This window comes from Pseudomonas tehranensis (genome assembly GCF_014268615.1).
GTDB lineage: Bacteria > Pseudomonadota > Gammaproteobacteria > Pseudomonadales > Pseudomonadaceae > Aquipseudomonas > Aquipseudomonas tehranensis.
Genome location: NZ_JABWQV010000104.1, coordinates 1 through 16,279, shown reverse-complemented (window position 1 = coordinate 16,279; position 16,279 = coordinate 1). Strand labels below are relative to the sequence as shown.

15 protein-coding genes are annotated in these 16,279 nt (G+C 60.8%); 7 read left to right on the top strand and 8 right to left on the bottom strand.

Annotation, left to right across the window (positions count from 1 at the left end):
• The first annotated feature begins 306 nt into the window (after nt 1–306).
• From HU811_RS16015 to HU811_RS15990, 6 genes are all read left to right on the top strand, one after another.
• Nucleotides 307–939, top strand: coding sequence for a TetR family transcriptional regulator (locus HU811_RS16015; protein WP_186656897.1), 633 nt, complete (start codon nt 307–309; stop codon nt 937–939).
• A gap of 273 nt (nt 940–1,212) precedes the next feature.
• Nucleotides 1,213–1,713, top strand: a complete 501-nt coding sequence (gene ureE / locus HU811_RS16010; protein ID WP_092395808.1) for an urease accessory protein UreE — start codon at nt 1,213–1,215, stop codon at nt 1,711–1,713.
• A complete protein-coding gene (locus tag HU811_RS16005) occupies nt 1,710–2,384 on the top strand; it encodes an urease accessory protein UreF (RefSeq protein WP_186656896.1) in 675 nt (224 codons plus the stop codon). Before ureE ends, HU811_RS16005 begins: the two co-directional genes overlap by 4 nt.
• A gap of 9 nt (nt 2,385–2,393) precedes the next feature.
• Entirely contained in the window at nt 2,394–3,008 is a 615-nt protein-coding gene (ureG, locus tag HU811_RS16000; protein WP_092395804.1) for an urease accessory protein UreG, read from the top strand.
• A 45-nt stretch (nt 3,009–3,053) separates the two neighbouring features.
• Complete coding sequence (locus HU811_RS15995; RefSeq protein ID WP_186656895.1) at nt 3,054–3,626, top strand: HupE/UreJ family protein; 573 nt, start codon at nt 3,054–3,056, stop codon at nt 3,624–3,626.
• 185 nt (nt 3,627–3,811) lie between these two features.
• Nucleotides 3,812–4,942 carry an AGE family epimerase/isomerase gene (locus HU811_RS15990; RefSeq protein WP_186656894.1) on the top strand — a complete coding sequence of 377 codons (1,131 nt, stop codon included), beginning with the start codon at nt 3,812–3,814 and terminating at the stop codon, nt 4,940–4,942.
• A gap of 145 nt (nt 4,943–5,087) precedes the next feature.
• Here HU811_RS15990 and HU811_RS15985 read toward each other — a convergent pair whose 3' ends face one another.
• From HU811_RS15985 to amaB, 8 genes are all read right to left on the bottom strand, one after another.
• On the bottom strand, nt 5,088–5,852 hold the full coding sequence (locus HU811_RS15985) for an SDR family oxidoreductase (RefSeq protein ID WP_047227340.1): 765 nt from the start codon (nt 5,850–5,852) through the stop codon (nt 5,088–5,090).
• Between the two features lie 849 nt (nt 5,853–6,701).
• The gene (locus tag HU811_RS15980; protein WP_047227339.1) at nt 6,702–7,418 is read right to left on the bottom strand and encodes an ABC transporter ATP-binding protein; all 717 of its coding nucleotides are present in this window, start codon (nt 7,416–7,418) and stop codon (nt 6,702–6,704) included.
• Nucleotides 7,415–8,287 (bottom strand): ABC transporter ATP-binding protein, encoded by an 873-nt coding sequence (locus HU811_RS15975; protein WP_092395794.1) that lies wholly within the window; start codon nt 8,285–8,287, stop codon nt 7,415–7,417. Before HU811_RS15975 ends, HU811_RS15980 begins: the two co-directional genes overlap by 4 nt.
• The gene (gene livM / locus HU811_RS15970) at nt 8,284–9,564 is read right to left on the bottom strand and encodes a high-affinity branched-chain amino acid ABC transporter permease LivM (protein WP_092395792.1); all 1,281 of its coding nucleotides are present in this window, start codon (nt 9,562–9,564) and stop codon (nt 8,284–8,286) included. The genes HU811_RS15975 and livM overlap by 4 nt, the downstream gene beginning before the upstream one ends.
• Nucleotides 9,565–9,566: 2 nt before the next feature.
• Nucleotides 9,567–10,481 (bottom strand): ABC transporter permease subunit, encoded by a 915-nt coding sequence (locus HU811_RS15965; protein ID WP_047227336.1) that lies wholly within the window; start codon nt 10,479–10,481, stop codon nt 9,567–9,569.
• A 170-nt stretch (nt 10,482–10,651) separates the two neighbouring features.
• Complete coding sequence (locus tag HU811_RS15960) at nt 10,652–11,788, bottom strand: branched-chain amino acid ABC transporter substrate-binding protein (protein WP_139048504.1); 1,137 nt, start codon at nt 11,786–11,788, stop codon at nt 10,652–10,654.
• Nucleotides 11,789–12,153: 365 nt separating this feature from the next.
• Complete coding sequence (amaA, locus tag HU811_RS15955; RefSeq protein WP_186656893.1) at nt 12,154–13,437, bottom strand: L-pipecolate oxidase; 1,284 nt, start codon at nt 13,435–13,437, stop codon at nt 12,154–12,156.
• Between the two features lie 156 nt (nt 13,438–13,593).
• Entirely contained in the window at nt 13,594–15,084 is a 1,491-nt protein-coding gene (gene amaB, locus HU811_RS15950) for an L-piperidine-6-carboxylate dehydrogenase (protein ID WP_186656891.1), read from the bottom strand.
• A gap of 177 nt (nt 15,085–15,261) precedes the next feature.
• Here amaB and HU811_RS15945 point away from each other — a divergent pair, with 177 nt between their 5' ends.
• Nucleotides 15,262–16,167, top strand: a complete 906-nt coding sequence (locus HU811_RS15945; RefSeq protein WP_092452325.1) for a LysR family transcriptional regulator — start codon at nt 15,262–15,264, stop codon at nt 16,165–16,167.
• Nucleotides 16,168–16,279 lie beyond the last annotated feature (112 nt).

Here is a 16,279-nt window from a genome sequence, read left to right as displayed (position 1 = left end):
CCTCAGGGCCAGGAAGTCGCTGAAGGTGGCCGTGATCGCCTTGAAGAAAAAGGTCTGGTTGAAGGCGGTTACGAGCGCACCCCACAAGGTCAGGCCGTTGCCGAAGGCGGTGGTGACCGCGTGATCGAACGCAACAGCGCATTGAGCTGAGCCGATGGTGGCCTGCGAAAAAGCCCGATTCCTGCAATCGGGCTTTTGATTTTCCGAGACCCTCGCTTCCCCGCTTGATCCCCCTCTACCGTTCGACGTCGGCAAAGCCGATTTGCTAGAGTGCGTCGCTTCCGTGAATCAGAAGTCAGCCCTGCGATGCTGCCCCGCGCCGAACAGAAACAACAGACCCGAAATGCCTTGATGGATGCCGCCCGTCATTTGATGGAGTGCGGCCGAGGGTTCGGCAGCCTGAGCCTGCGCGAAGTCGCCAGGACCGCCGGCATCGTCCCCACCGGGTTCTACCGGCATTTCGACGACATGGACCAACTGGGCCTGGCACTGGTCAGCGAAGTCGGTCAGACCTTCCGCGAAACGATCCGGCTGGTACGTCACAACGAATTCGTCATGGGCGGCATCATTGATGCCTCGGTGCGTATTTTTCTCGACGTGGTGCAAGCCAACCGCTCGCAATTCCTGTTTTTGGCCCGTGAGCAGTACGGCGGCTCCCTGCCCGTGCGCAAGGCCATCGCCTGTCTGCGTGAAGGCATCAGCTCGGACTTGGCCGCCGACCTGGCACTGATGCCCAAATTGCAGCACTTGGACCTGCCTGCTTTGAGTGTAATGGCCGACCTGATCGTCAAAAGCGTGTTCGCCACCCTGCCGGACATCATCGACCCGCCCGCCGAAGCCTTGCCCGAGCACCTCACCCCGCAAGTGAAGATCACCCAGCAATTGCGCTTTATCTTCATCGGGCTCAAGCATTGGCAAGGGCTGGGCAGTACCGAGTAGCCGCCGAGATGTTTCCTTTGTGGGAGCGAGCCTGCTCGCGATAGCGGTGGGTCAGTCAGCGTTGATTTTACTGATGCACTGATATCGCGAGCAGGCTCGCTCCCACAGTGTTTCGTGCAAGCTGCAAAATGGTGCGCGATATCGACAGGCGCACCATAACAGCACGCAATCCGCCCCATCCTGAAACGCCACCCCCCCCTATTTCCTACATCCCCTTCGATTGGCAAGCCCCTTGCTCTAAACACAGCACCGTTCATTGCTGGAAGCCTTCCGATGCTGGTGATTCATCGCAGAATCGACACTCAACCCCGCTGGGACGCCGAGCTGCACCTGACCTTCGATGCCCGCAGCAAAAGCCGCCTGCGCTGTTTCAGTGCCGAGGGTGAAGACGTGGGTTTGTTTTTGGAGCGAGGCCAGCCGCCGCTCTACGATGGCGAATGCCTGCAAGCTGAAGACGGCCGCATCGTGCGCGTCTGCGCCCGCCCCGAACAATTGCTGCATGTCACCTGCGCCAATGCATTCGAACTGACACGCGCGGCCTATCACCTGGGCAATCGCCATGTCGCCCTGCAAGTAGGTGATGGCTGGCTGCGCCTGCTGGACGATTACGTGCTCAAGGCGATGCTCGAACAATTGGGTGCACGCGCCGAAACCATCGAGGCCGCGTTCCAGCCGGAACACGGCGCGTATGGCGGTGGTCATCATCATTCCCGACACGGCGACGAAGATTTCAACTACGCACCACGCCTGCATCAGTTCGGCGTACGCACATGAATCCGGCATGGGCGCTGCTGCGTCTGGCCAGCCCGCAATTGCCGATCGGCGGCTACAGCTATTCACAAGGGTTGGAGATGGCGGTGGATAACGGCCAGATCAAAACCTGCGACGACGCCCGTCGCTGGATCAGTGATCAGTTGCTGTTGAACCTGGCGCGCTTCGAGGCTCCTTTGCTGCTGGCCCACTGCACCGCCGCCGCAGCCGACGACTGGGACGCCTTGCTGCAACACTGCGAGGAACACCGCGCCAGTCGGGAAACCCGCGAGCTGCATCAGGAAAGTCGGCAGATGGGTTACTCGTTGCAGCAGTTGCTGGTCGGCTTGCCGGAACTCGATGCCGCGGCACGGAGTTTCCTTGAACAACGTACCGAACCGCACCTGGCCCTGGGCTGGGCCCTGGCGGCCCGCGCCTGGAACATCAGCCCCCGGGACGCTCTTGCCGCCTGGTTATGGAGCTGGCTGGAAAACCAGTTGGCCGTCCTGATGAAGACCCTGCCCCTGGGCCAGCAAGCCGCCCAGCGCCTGACCAGCGAACTGCTGCCGCTGCTGCAACAGGCCCAACACAACGCCTCGAACATTGATCTCGACCATTACGGCAGCGCCACGTTTGGCCTGTCCCTGGCGTGCATGGCCCATGAGCGCCAGTACAGCCGCCTGTTCCGTTCCTAGGAGACCCTCATGAATACACAACCTCTGCGCGTCGGTATCGGCGGCCCGGTAGGCTCCGGCAAGACCGCCCTGACCCTGGCCCTGTGCCTGGCCTTGCGTGAGCGCTACAACCTGGCGGTGGTCACCAACGACATCTATACCCGCGAAGATGCCGACTTCCTGGTGCGCAACCAAGCCCTGGCGCCGGAGCGGATCATCGGCGTGGAAACCGGCGGTTGCCCGCACACGGCGATTCGCGAAGACGCCTCGATCAACCTTGAGGCCGTGGATCAATTGAACCGACGGTTTCCGGGGCTGGATCTGATTTTGGTGGAATCGGGTGGCGACAACCTTTCGGCGACCTTCAGCCCGGAGCTGTCGGACCTGACCATTTATGTGATCGATGTCTCGGCCGGCGACAAGCTGCCACGCAAAGGCGGGCCGGGCATCTGTAAATCCGACTTGTTGGTGATCAACAAGATCGACCTGGCGCCGCTGGTGGGTGCGTCCCTGGAAATGATGGACAGCGATACCCGACGGATGCGCAACGGCAAGCCGTTCGTGTTCAGCAACCAGAAAACCGGCCAGGGCCTGGAGCAGATCATCGCCTTCATCGAACGCCAGGGCCTGCTGACCGCCGCCTGACTTTTCAACTTCAACGGTTCACACGTTCAACAAGGAAGCTAATCCATGACATACAAACGCCTGCTTGGCGCCCTCGCCCTGTTGCTGATGCCCGCCTTGGCCTTTGCCCACCCCGGCCACGGCGATAACGGCCTGATGGCCGGCCTCGGACACCCCATCGGCGGGCTCGATCATTTACTGGCGATGTTGGCGGTCGGCTTGTGGGCCGCCCAACAACAAGGCACAGCGCGCTGGGCGCTGCCGTGCACCTTCGTCGCCAGCATGCTGATCGGCGGTTTGCTGGGCTTTGAAGGCCTGGGCCTGCCTGCGCTGGAAAGCGGAATCGCCGCCTCAGTGCTGGCCCTAGGCCTGGCGGTGGCACTGGCGGTACGCCCGCCGCTGAGCCTGGCGATGGGCGCGACGGCGCTGTTCGCGCTGTTCCATGGCGTGGCCCATGGTCTGGAGCTGCCGGACATGACAAGCCCCTGGGCTTATGCGGCCGGTTTTGTCGCGGCGACGGCGGTGTTGCATGGCGCTGGCTACGCCGTGGTTCGCGTCTTGCCGCGAGCGGCCGCGCCCCTGGTGCGACTGGCCGGAGCGGGTTCGGCGGCGGCTGGGGTGTGGTTGTTGGCGGGTTGATTTTATCGGCGCCTTCAAGGGCCCCTTCGCGAGCAAGCCCGCTCCCACACAAGTATGGTGTACACCGATCAACTGTGGGAACGGGCTTGCTCGCGAAGGCCGCCTGACAGGCACCCGCATCTCTCGAACTTGCCACTCTGCTACCATGTCGCGCAATCACCCTCCAGCCGTGACGACGCCCACCAATGCCCGATGCTTCCCGCCCCGCTCCTGCACCTGAACTGACTGCCCTGTTCGCCACGGTACGTCAGCACTTTCACGAGGTGATCGTGCCGATGTGGCAAGGCCCGGGATGGAATGCCGAGCTGGCGCTGCCTTATGAATCTCTCGATACCCGGCACAAGCCGCTCGCGCCCCAGCGCTACCGGGCCATGGCCTGTGCGCGGCAGCTATATGTGTTCGCCAGCCTGATCGGCGAAGTGCCACAGGCCGAAGAACGGGCTGGCGCACTGTTCCGCTCGCTGCAGCGACACTTCCATGATGGCGAACATGGCGGCTGGTTCTACAGCATTGACCCCCAAGGCGCACCGCTGGACACCGGCAAAGACCTCTACACCCACGCTTTCATCCTGTTTGCTTGCGCCCATTACTGGAGCAAGGTTCGCGAGCCGCTGGTGGAGTCGGTGCTCAACGCGGCCCTGGAAGTCATCGCCCGGCGCTTTGCGACCGGAGACGGCCTTTACGAAGCCAGCCTGGGACGCGATTGGTCGACCCGCGAATCCGGTCCGTTGCAAAACCCACTGATGCACCTGGCCGAAGCCTTCCTCGCCACCCTCTCGGTTCGCGACGACGCCACCGTGCGCCAGACATTGCTGGCCCTGTGCGATGCCATGTTCAAGCACTTCATCGACCCGCAGCAGCGCGTCATGATGGAAAAGCCGGTCAAGGCTGTGGATAACTGGTTTGAGCCAGGCCATCAGTTCGAATGGTATTACTTGCTGGCCTCATCGTCCCTGTTGCGCGGCGGCAAGTTGCACACAGCCCTTGAGAGCAGCTTCAGCCGTACCGAACAGCAAGGCGTGAGCCCGCAGTCCGGAGCGGTGTGCGCCATGCTGAGCCTGGGGCCACAGGTACCGCGGGACGCCACCCAGCGCATCTGGGCTCAGGCAGAATATTTGCGGGCACTGACATTACGCCCGGGCAATCAGGGCGCATTGCTGCATCAACTACAGGCGTTGCAGCAGCACTTCCTGCATGCCAAAGGCTGGAACGAATGCCTGGACGCCGACGGCACTGTCAGCCGCCAGGACATGCCATCGACCACCCCGTATCACCTGCTGACCTGCTATCGCGGGCTGGCCGATTATCTGGCCTGACCGGTAAATCGCTATCGCGGGCAAGCCTTGCTCCCACAGAATTGATTGGTCTATGAGAGGCAAGGTCGACCAAATCCCTGTGGGAGCATGCCTTGCCCCATTTCTGTGGGAGCAAGGCTTGCCCGCGATGAACGATCACGCGGTCTTATGCCTTGTTGCGCTCAATGGCAAACCCGGCCCACGTCTGGCTCACCGGCATCAACTCCAGGCTGTTGATGTTGATGTGGGCCGGTGTGTTGAGCACCCAGAAAATGGTGTCGGCGATGTCCTGCGGCTGGATCGGCTCGGCTCCGGCATAGGTCGCGTTGTAGCGTTCCTGATCACCGGCAAAGCGCACCAGGGAAAACTCGCTCTCGCACAGACCCGGCTCGATGTTGCTCACCCGCACGCCTGTGCCTTGCAGATCGCAACGCAGGTTCAGGGAGAACTGTTTGACGAACGCCTTGCTCGCCCCGTACACGTGGCTGCCAGGGTACGGATAGTTACCGGCGATGGACCCCAGGTTGACGATCCCGGCACCACGGCCATGAGCGATCAGCCGCGGCAACAGCAGGCGAGTGCTGTAGATCAAACCTTTCACGTTGGTATCGACCATCGTGTCCCAGTCATCGAGGTCGCACTTGGGCGCAGGATCAACGCCCAGCGCCAGGCCGGCATTGTTGATCAAGCCCCGCAACTTCGCGAAGGACGGCGGCAGGTTGGCAATCGCCTCCTCCATGGCTGTGCGGTCACGCACGTCAAGCACCAGACCATGGACTTCAGTCTGCTTCGACAACTCGGCGCACAGGGCAGTGAGGCGCTCTTCACGACGACCGGTCAGCACCAGTTTCCAGCCTGCTTCGGCAAAGCGACGGGCACAGGCTTCACCGAAACCGGACGTTGCGCCGGTAATAAACAGGGTGTTGGACATCGTGTTCTCCTTTGGGGCTCAAAACAGCCAATGAATGGAAATCGGCCCCCAGCATGCCCGGCCTGGCACAGCATGGGCAAGACTTCTGGAAGCAAGGTTTCCTTCGAGTATTGCTCATAAAACAACCAACCGGCGTCAGGCCTTATGAAACAAGGGCTACAGGCGGTTGCGCGCACCTTATCCACAGGCGGGTCCACAGCAAACGGGGGCAAGTACAAATCCTACAAGCCGCTGTGCATAAGGCTTTGCGAGGGGTTTGGAAAATTTTTTCCCTTGACCCTGGAATGCAGGTTGTGCAGATCGACTTATCTGCTATAAGCCGACGGTAAAAAGAACGATGGCTTCAAGCCAGTAAACTCGGCCCTCAGCGCGGTCTTTCCAGAGTTTAATCACAGACTTATCCACAGGCTTGCACACATATTTTCAAGCCTTTTGCGTGACTTATAAAAGTGTTGACAACCCACGCTTGTGTTTGGGCAAAAACGCCTGATCAAAAAACAACCATCAGCCTGCAAGCCACGTATTCAGAGGCTTTCAGCCAGCTACTCCCACGTTACCCACAGCCGGTTCCACAGCAAACGGGGACAAGTCAAAACCGTGACAAAACAACTGTTTGCGGCGACTTTATGTCGCGGTTTCGCAGGGGCTCAGGATTGTTGTCCACAATTCTTCAGGCCAGCGCAAAACCCTGTGGGAGCGAGCCTGCTCGCGATAGCGGTGGGCCAGTCAGTATCCATGGCACTGACAGACCGCCATCGCGAGCAGGCTCGCTCCCACAAGGGATCCGCGGTGGATTCAAGGGATAAAAAAACCGGCGATCACTCGCCGGTTTTTTAGTGCTGTCCTGTGTCAATGTCCGCCCAGATACGCGTTGCGCACCTCTTCGTTGACCAGCAGTTCCTTGCCGGTGCCGGTCAGGCGGATTTCACCGTTGACCATCACATAGGCCCGGTCCGACAGCCTGAGGGCGTGGTTGGCGTTCTGCTCCACCAGAAAGATCGTCATGCCGGTGGACGCCAGTTCCCGCAAGGTGGCGAAGATCTGTTTCACCACGATCGGTGCCAGCCCCAGGCTGGGCTCATCGAGCAGCAACAACTTGGGCCGGCTCATCAGCGCCCGGGCGATGGCGAGCATCTGCTGCTCGCCGCCGGACATGGTCATGGCCCGCTGGTTGCGCCGCTCCTTGAGCCGCGGGAACAGCTCGAACATGCGCTGCATGTCTTCGCTGGCGTACTTGTCACCGATGGGAATGGTGCCCATCAACAGGTTTTCCTCAACGGTCATGTCAGGGAATACCCGCCGTCCTTCCGGCGATTGCGCGATGCCGTTGGAGGCAATGTAGTGGGACGACTTGTGCGTGATATCCACACCCTGATAGATAATCTGCCCACTTGCCGCCCGCGGCTGGCCGAAAATCGACATCAGCAACGTGGACTTGCCGGCACCGTTGGAGCCAATCAGGCTGACGGTTTCACCTTCCCCAATGTGCATCGAGACTTTTTTCAGGGCCTGGATCGGCCCGTAGAATACGTCCAACTCCTTGAGTTCGAGGATAGGTCCACTCATACCAACTCCTCTTCATCGGCACCCAGGTAGGCCGCGATCACCTTCGGATCGTTGCGAATCGCCTCGGGACCGCCCTCGGCGATCACGTTGCCGTGGTCCAGCACCACGATGTGGTCGGAAATACTCATTACCATGCCCATGTCGTGTTCGATCAGCACCACGGTCAGATCGTGCTCGTCGCGCAGCAGCCGGATCATCGCGCTCAGCGCTTCGGTTTCCTGAGGGTTGAGGCCGGCGGCCGGTTCGTCGAGGCAGATGATCTGCGGGCGGGTGCACATGGCGCGGGCAATTTCCAGGCGCCGTTGCTGGCCGTAGGAAAGTTCGCCCGCCAGCCGGTTGGCGCAATCCACCAGGTCCACCACTTCCAGCCAGTAGAAAGCGTGGTCCAGGGCATCGCTTTCCGCCTGGCGGTAGCCCTTGGTGTTGAGCACGCCTGCCACCAGACTGCGATTGACCCACATGTGCTGAGCCACCAACAGGTTCTCCAGCACGGACATTTCCTTGAACAAACGAATGTTCTGGAAAGTCCGCGCCAGGCCTGCGCGGTTCACCAGGTGGGTGCCGCCGAACATCTTGTAGAACACCCGGCTGGCGAAGGATTTGGGGGACACGAAGTCGGTGGGACGAAACGGCTCGCCCAACAGCTTTATGACATCGGTCCGTTCGCCGCGCACGTTGAGCTCGATTTTGCCCCCCGTGGCCTTGTAGAACCCGGTCAGGCAGTTGAACACCGTGGTCTTGCCCGCACCGTTGGGGCCGATCAGGGCGAAGATCGAGTTGCGTTTGACTTGCAGGCTGACGTCGCTGAGGGCCTTGATCCCACCGAATTGCATCATCAGGTTTTCGACGGACAATACGACTTCGCTCATGGCGCTACTCCCTTACGCGGCGTCACCCCGGTACGACTGATGCGAATCAGGCCGCGAGGGCGCCAGATCATCATCAACACCATCAGCACGCCGAACAGCAGCACCCGGTATTCCGAGAAGCTGCGCAGCAACTCCGGTGCCACGGTGAGGACAAATGCGGCGATGACCACGCCCACCGTCGACCCCATACCGCCGAGTACCACGATCGCCAGAATCAGCGCCGATTCGAAGAACGTGAACGACGACGGGTTCACGAAGCCCTGGTAACTGGCGAAAAACACCCCTGCCAGGCCCGCTGTGGAAGCACCAATGGTGAATGCCGAGAGCTTGACCAGCACGTGGTTCAGGCCCATGGAGCGGCAGGCGATCTCGTCTTCGCGCAGGGCTTCCCAGGCACGACCGACCGGCATGCGAGTCAGGCGATGCTTGACGTAAAGCACCAGCAGCACGGTGATGAACAGCACGATGTAGATGAACAGGAATTTGACGTTGGGGTTGTAGGCCAGGCCGAAGAACTCGTGGAACGGCACCCCGCCCTCCTTCGCTCGCCGGCCGAACTCCAGGCCAAAGAAAGTCGGTGACGGCACCGGCATGCCGTTCGGCCCGCCGGTAAACGACAGCCAGTTGTTGAGTACCAACCGGATGATCTCGCCAAAACCCAGGGTCACGATGGCCAGGTAGTCACCGTGCATTCGCAACACGGGGAATCCTAATATGCACCCGGCCATCGCCGCCGCGATCGCCGCCAGCGGCAGCACCGTCCAGAACCCCAGCCCCAGGTATTGGTAACCCAGCGCCAGGCCATAAGCGCCGATGGCATAGAACGCCACGTAGCCCAGGTCGAGCAGCCCGGCCAGGCCGACCACGATGTTCAGGCCCAGCCCCAGCAATACATAAATCAGCCCAAGGATGACCACCGTGAGCACATATTTGTTGGCGAAAAACGGGAACACGATGGCAATCACGATCAGCAACGGGATGATCCAGCGCAGGCGCGACTTGTAGTCCGGGGGCAACACATGCACGCCGGAACTCGTACTTTCGAACCCCTGGAGAATCTTCAGACCCTTGGGGGTTTGCAGAAACAGGCTCAAGGCAAAGCGCCCGGCCATTACGATCGCCACCAGCCAGCCCACCCGGGCCGGCTGCAGGTTGAAGCTGTAGCCGTCGAGCACCACGCCGACAATCGGCCCGAACACGATCAGCGAGATCAGGCCGGCCAGGATCGCGTCGATGACGCTTTTTTTGATTTCAATCGGTTTATTGGCAGCAGACATACTTATACCTTCGCCACGTGTGGGCGACCCAACAGGCCTTGGGGACGGAAAATCAGAATCAGCACCAGCAGGGAGAAACTGAACACGTCTTTGTAGTCAGAGTTGATCAGACCGGCGAACAGCGACTCGGAGATCCCGAGGATGATCCCGCCCAGCATCGCTCCAGGCAGGGAGCCAATGCCGCCGAGTACCGCCGCAGTGAACGCCTTGATGCCGATGATGAAGCCGGCATAGAAGTCAAAGGTGCCGTAATTCATGGTGATCAGCACACCGGCCAGGGCCGCCATGGCCGCACCGATGACGAACACATAGGAAATCACCCGGTCAGTATTGATCCCGAGGATAGAGGCCATCTTGCGGTCTTGCTGGGTGGCGCGGCACATGCGACCGAGCTTGGTGTACTTGATGATGTAGGTCAGCAAGGCCATCCCGGCGAATGCGGCGACCAGGATGAAGATCTTGGTGTAGGTGAGCTGGACGAAGCCGCTGCCGATGTCCACGCGCATGGCGCCTTCGAGCAACGTGGGCACGCCCTGTTGGCGAGCGCCCTGACTGATCTGGGCATAGTTCTGCAGGATCAGCGAAATGCCGATGGCACTGATCAGCGGTGCCAGACGAGTGGAGTTGCGCAGGGGTTTGTAGGCGACGCGCTCGATCACCCAGCCGTAGACGCCGGTCACCACCACGGTGAACACCAGCGTGCCGAGAATCATGAGGGGGAAGGATTCGATACCGAACCAGGCCAGCAGAGCCAGACTGATCGCCGCGAGGTACGCAGAGATCATGTAAACCTCGCCGTGGGCGAAGTTGATCATGCCGATGATGCCGTAGACCATTGTGTAGCCGATGGCGATCAGACCATAGACCGACCCGAGGGTCAGGCCATTGATCAGTTGCTGCAGGAAAATACCATCCATAACGCAATCTCACGCATTTGAGAGACTGCACGCACACCGCTGCGACGGACCGGGGTTCAGCCGCCGACGCTGCACGATGTGCGCGCAGCTCTCGGGAGAAAAGACAGGTACTGCATGAATACGGGTAAACCGCCCGGCACCTGGGGCGCCAGGCAATTCAGCCGTTCATGTCACTTCTGTTTTTCCAGCTGATGGTATTTGCCGTCCTTGTCCCACTGGTAAACCACGTAGTCGGAGACTTTCAGGTCGCCCTTGGAATCCCACTCCTTCTTGCCCATCACGGTCTGGACCGGATTGGCCTTAAGCCATTCGGCCGCGGCTTCGCCGTCATTTTTCTTGGCGCCGTTGAAACCGGCAGCCAGGGCCTGGACCGAGGCGTAGGCATACAGGGTGTAGCCTTCCGGTTCGGTGCCCTTGGCACGGAACGCGTCCACTACAGCCTTGCTGTCCGGCAGCAGGCGTGGGTCGGCGCCGAAGGTCATGTACACGCCATCAACGTATTGCGGGCCGCCGGCGGTGGTGACCAGTTCGTCGGTGACGATGCCGTCGTCGGACATGAATTTCACGTCCTTGAGGCCTTGCTCACGCAACTGGCGAACCAGTGGCCCAGCTTCCGGGTGCAGACCGCCGAAGTAGACCACGTCGGCACCGGCCGCACGGATCTTGGTGACCACGGCACTGAAGTCTTTCTCGCCACGGGTCAGGCCTTCGTACAGCACCGGCTCTACGCCACGCTTGGCCAACTGCGCCTTGGTCGCATCCGCCAGGCCCTGGCCGTAAGTGTCCTTGTCGTGCAGGACCACCACTTTCTTGCCCTTGAGCACGTCGACGATGTAGTCGCCGGCGACGATGCCCTGCTGGTCGTCACGACCGCACATACGGAACATCGCGCTCAGGCCGCGCTCGGTGACCTGCGGGTTGGTGGAACCCGGGGTGATGGAGATGATACCGGCATCGCCGTAGACCTCGGACGCCGGGATGGTGGACGAGGAGCAGAAGTGACCGACCACGCCGAGAACCTTGTCCTGGTCGACAAAGCGGTTGGCCACGGCCACGGCCTGCTTCGGTTCGCAGGCGTCATCGCCCTGCACCAGAACAATTTTCTCGCCGTTGACGCCACCCTTGGCATTGATCTCGTCTGCCGCCGCTTGTGCGCCTTTCATGTACTGCTCGCCAAATGCCGCGTTGGCACCGGTCATCGGACCCGCTACGCCGATCTTGACGTCGGCCTGAGCAAACGCAGAAACACCCAGCGCAGCTGCCACTGCGAGGGCCAGAAAGCCTTTCTTGTAAAACGTCTGGGACATGAGGTGGTGCTCCAAGGTTTTTTTTAGTTGGCACTGCGACTTCACTGAAAAGCTCAGAGCAAGCGCCGTGCCATCGGTTTTTTATTCTGAAAAAAGTCGCTGCTTTATTGTTATTTCGACTGTTTCGAGCCCTTTTTTATTGGGCGTGCAACCGTCTAAACCGCACAAGGTACAACCATAGAACCAAATGGGTACAACCCTCCCTGAGCCATCATTGCAACCATCACACGAAACGACGTGCAACCGCCCTGTAACAACCCACGTCACCTAACTGCACACTGGCGGTGCACAACTGCTACAACCCGCACCATAACAGGCTAGACGTTGTGGCGGAAAACGAGCGCTGCGGCAACATTTTTCAACATTCAGATCACAATCCGCAGGCACTGGCCGGCGTGATACAGCGAAAAACCCGCTTCATACAAGCAACTGCGCAAGCCTGTCCCAGCCAGGGGGCGCATGGCGGCGAAGGGAATCGGCAACGCGCTGGCGTTGCCATGACAGAGATAGTCGGCAAAGGCTTTGCCCACTACTGTGCCAGTCGTCACGCCGCGGCCGTTGTAACCCGTCACGGCCACCAGACCGGGGGCCGGCTCGAACAGGCGCATCAGGTGATCGGGGGTGAAGGCGATACACCCGGTCCAGGTGCATTCCCATTCCACCGGCTTGAGGTAAGGGAAGTAGTGCTGTTGCACCCGGTCGGCCCACGCCTTGAGGAACCAGATGGGCTTGCGATTGCCATTACCCAGGCTGCCCAGCAAGAGACGCCCGTCCTTGTCCCGACGAATGCTGCTCAATACCTGGCGGGTGTCCCACGAGCCCTGGCCGCCCGGCAGGATGCGCTGCGCCGCTTCGTCGGTCAGCGGAGCGGAGGCAACCTGATAGTAGTAACCGGGAAAGAAATTGCGCCGCAGCTCCGTCCAGTCACCTTCGGTGTAGGCATTGGACGCGATCACCACTTGCTCAGCCAATACCGAACCCTGGGCAGTTTGCACTGACCAGCGCTGGCCCTGGCGTTCCAGGCGGGTCACGGGGGAATGATCAAACAACTGGCCGCCAAGATCAGAGGCGGCCTTGGCCAGCCCACTGGTGTAGGCCATCGGATTGAGCGTGCCGGCACGCCGGTCGAGCAATGCCGCAGCGATTTTCGAGGTGCCCGTGGCCTGGGCACACGCCTGGCCGGTGAGCAACTCCACCGGGGCACCACGACGCTTCCATTGTTCCTCACGGCTGCGCAGGTCCGCTTCGCCCCTGGCGTTGTGGGCCATGTGCAGGGTGCCTTCGCGCCGCAGCTGGCAATCAATGTTGTATTTGTCGACGAGGCTGAACACCAGCGCCGGTGCCGCCCCGAGCATGCGATTAAGCTGACTGCCCACTGCTTCGCCGAAGCCGGCTTCTATCTCGTCCGGCGGGATCCACAAGCCGGCGTTGACCAACCCGACATTGCGCCCCGAGCCACCATGCCCGGCCCGATGAGCCTCCACCACGGCGACGCGCTTGCCTTGTTCGAGTAAATGCACTGCCGCCGACAAACCGGTAAAACCTGCGCCGATCACGCAGACATCCACCGTGATTTCGCCGGTTAGCGCAGCATTCTCAGGTCTTTGTGGCGTGAGTTTTTCCCACAGACATTCTTCGCGTAACGGCATTGCCAGACTCCGGAAATGAAACCCAACCACTGCACATAAACTCATTGTGGGAGCGAGCCTGCTCGCGATGCGGTTTACCTTGCAACATCCATGTTGGCTGATCCGACGCTATCGCGAGCAGGCTCGCTCCCACAGGGGACACTCGTTGACTCGACCTCAGTCGAAAGTAATCCCCTGCGCCAACGGCAACTCCAGCGAGTAGTTCACGGTGTTGGTCTGGCGACGCATGTAGCCGCGCCATGCATCGGAGCCTGACTCACGTCCGCCGCCGGTCTCTTTCTCGCCGCCGAACGCACCGCCGATTTCCGCGCCGCTCGGGCCGATGTTGACGTTGGCGATGCCGCAGTCGCTGCCCACCGCCGACATGAATTGTTCGGCTTCACGCACGTCCGTAGTGAAGATGCAGGACGACAGGCCTTGAGGCACGGCGTTATTGAGTTCCAGGGCCTGGGCAAAATCCTTGTAGCCGACCACATAAAGGATCGGCGCGAAGGTTTCGTGGCGCACCACATCGCTCTGCTCCGGCATCTCGACGATGGCCGGCGATACGTAATAGGCATTCGGGAACTGGTCTTCCAATTGGCGCTTACCACCAAACACCTTACCGCCTTCGCTCAACGCCTGCTCCAACGCATCCTGCATGCCTTCAAAGCTCTGCTTGTCGATCAGCGGCCCGACCAGGTTGCCTTCCAGCGGATGGCCGATGCGCACTTTCGAATACGCGGCCTTGAGCCGGGTGACGATCTCTTCTTTCACCGACTCATGGGCAATCAGGCGGCGCAGCGTCGTGCAACGTTGGCCGGCGGTGCCGACAGCGCTGAACAGGATGGCGCGCACGGCCATGTCCAGATCGGCGCTGGGGGCCAGGATCATCGCATTGTTACCACCCAGTTCGAGGATGCTGCGGGCAAAGCGCGCGGCAACTTTCGGCGCTACTTCACGGCCCATACGGGTGCTGCCGGTGGCGCTGATCAACGCCACGCGCGGATCGTCCACCAGCGCTTCACCAGCATCGCGACCGCCGATGATCACTTGACTGAGGTACGGTGGCGCATCGCTGAAGTTCTTCAGCACACGCTCGAACAACGCCTGGCAGGCCAGGGCGGTGAGCGGGGTCTTTTCCGAGGGTTTCCAGATCACCGCGTTGCCGCACACCAGGGCCAGCGTGGTGTTCCAGGCCCAGACCGCCACCGGGAAGTTGAAAGCGCTGATCACGCCGACCACGCCCAGCGGGTGCCAGGATTCACGCATGTGGTGGCCCGGACGCTCGGAGGCGATGGTCAGGCCGTACAGCTGACGGGACAGACCGACCGCGAAGTCGCAGATGTCGATCATCTCTTGCACTTCACCCAAACCTTCCTGGGTGATCTTGCCGGCTTCCCACGACACCAGCTCGCCGAGGTCGGCTTTGTATTCGCGCAGCAGGTCACCGAACTGGCGCACCAGCTCACCACGACGGGGGGCCGGCACCTGGCGCCACACGTCGAACGCATGCTCGGCGCGACTGACTTGCTGCTCGACCTCTGCGGCGCCTTCCCAGTTCACGGCGCCGATGCGACTGCCGTCGATGGGCGAATGCACCGGTTGTGTGCCGTTCTGGTACAAGGCCGGTTCAACACCCAGGCGATCAAGCAATGCAGCAACCATGGTTAATTCCTCAAACAAAAGACAAAGAATTGGCAGCCGGACGATCACGGCTGATCAGACCTGTAGTTGTAGCTGGCCCGAGACTTGCCAACAAACGACCTTTAAGCGAGATATCATTCCGTTTATTCATGCTGGCCATGACCGGATAAGCAGAGCCACAAGAAATAAGGCCTCATCATGATCAATAAACGCTATCTGCCGTCGATCACGGCGCTACAGTGCTTCGAAGCGGTGACCCGCCACCTGAGCTTCACTCGCGCCGCCGAAGAGCTGAACCTGACTCAGAGCGCCGTCAGCAAACAGGTCGCACAGTTGGAAGAACTGCTACAGCATTTGCTGTTTCGCCGCGTACGTCGACGCTTGCAGCTGACACCGGCCGGGGATTTGTACCTGGGGGAGGTACGAAAAATCCTTACGCAGGTGGAGATGTCGACCCACTACTTGCGCTCCTACGGCGGCGATACCGAAGTCCTACGGGTTTCCACACCGCCAACCTTCGGCGCTCGCTGGCTGGTCCCGCGGCTCAAAGGCTGGCGCCTGCGGCACCCGAAAATTCATCTGGACCTGTGCAGCGAGCAGGAGTCCGACGACTTGCTCCAGGGGCGCAGCGACCTGGCGTTCTATTTCGGCCAGGGCTCACGGCCCGGCGCCGAATCCCTGAAGCTGTTCGGCGAAGAACTGGTGCCGGTCTGCGCGCCTGGCAATCTGCCGGCCCAACCCTTCAGCGACCCAACGCAATTGGCCGATCTGGTGCTGCTGCAAAACGCCTCACGCCCCCAAGCTTGGCACGATTGGTTCGCCAGCCAGGGTTATCACACCGAACACAGCTACCACGGGCCGCGCTTCGAAACTTTCTACATGTGCATCCGGGCCGCCCAGGTTGGCTGCGGCGTCGCCCTGCTGCCGCGCTTTCTGGTGGAAGAAGAACTGGCTGACGGTAAGCTGGTGATCCCCTGGCACTATGCGATGCCCAGTACCGATGCCTATTACCTGGCCTATCCTGAGCATTCGGCGGAAGTGCCCAAGGTGCGGCATTTTGTGGAGTGGATGCTGGAGCAGACCCAGAACCCTGATACAGCGTAGATACTGCGACCTGCGCAACCCCTGTGGCGAGGGGATTTATCCCCGCTGGGCGCGTCGCGCCCCATTATTCTGGGGCCTGCTACGCAGTCCAGCGGGGATAAATCCCCTCGCC

What these genes read in the sequence shown, in the direction of transcription:
- HU811_RS16015 (WP_186656897.1), top strand. Translation starts at nt 307, where the DNA reads ATGCTGCCCCGCGCCGAACAGAAACAACAGACCCGAAATGCCTTGATG.
- ureE (WP_092395808.1), top strand. Translation starts at nt 1,213, where the DNA reads ATGCTGGTGATTCATCGCAGAATCGACACTCAACCCCGCTGGGACGCC.
- HU811_RS16005 (WP_186656896.1), top strand. Translation starts at nt 1,710, where the DNA reads ATGAATCCGGCATGGGCGCTGCTGCGTCTGGCCAGCCCGCAATTGCCG.
- ureG (WP_092395804.1), top strand. Translation starts at nt 2,394, where the DNA reads ATGAATACACAACCTCTGCGCGTCGGTATCGGCGGCCCGGTAGGCTCC.
- HU811_RS15995 (WP_186656895.1), top strand. Translation starts at nt 3,054, where the DNA reads ATGACATACAAACGCCTGCTTGGCGCCCTCGCCCTGTTGCTGATGCCC.
- HU811_RS15990 (WP_186656894.1), top strand. Translation starts at nt 3,812, where the DNA reads ATGCCCGATGCTTCCCGCCCCGCTCCTGCACCTGAACTGACTGCCCTG.
- HU811_RS15985 (WP_047227340.1), bottom strand. Translation starts at nt 5,852, where the DNA reads ATGTCCAACACCCTGTTTATTACCGGCGCAACGTCCGGTTTCGGTGAA.
- HU811_RS15980 (WP_047227339.1), bottom strand. Translation starts at nt 7,418, where the DNA reads ATGAGTGGACCTATCCTCGAACTCAAGGAGTTGGACGTATTCTACGGG.
- HU811_RS15975 (WP_092395794.1), bottom strand. Translation starts at nt 8,287, where the DNA reads ATGAGCGAAGTCGTATTGTCCGTCGAAAACCTGATGATGCAATTCGGT.
- livM (WP_092395792.1), bottom strand. Translation starts at nt 9,564, where the DNA reads ATGTCTGCTGCCAATAAACCGATTGAAATCAAAAAAAGCGTCATCGAC.
- HU811_RS15965 (WP_047227336.1), bottom strand. Translation starts at nt 10,481, where the DNA reads ATGGATGGTATTTTCCTGCAGCAACTGATCAATGGCCTGACCCTCGGG.
- HU811_RS15960 (WP_139048504.1), bottom strand. Translation starts at nt 11,788, where the DNA reads ATGTCCCAGACGTTTTACAAGAAAGGCTTTCTGGCCCTCGCAGTGGCA.
- amaA (WP_186656893.1), bottom strand. Translation starts at nt 13,437, where the DNA reads ATGCCGTTACGCGAAGAATGTCTGTGGGAAAAACTCACGCCACAAAGA.
- amaB (WP_186656891.1), bottom strand. Translation starts at nt 15,084, where the DNA reads ATGGTTGCTGCATTGCTTGATCGCCTGGGTGTTGAACCGGCCTTGTAC.
- HU811_RS15945 (WP_092452325.1), top strand. Translation starts at nt 15,262, where the DNA reads ATGATCAATAAACGCTATCTGCCGTCGATCACGGCGCTACAGTGCTTC.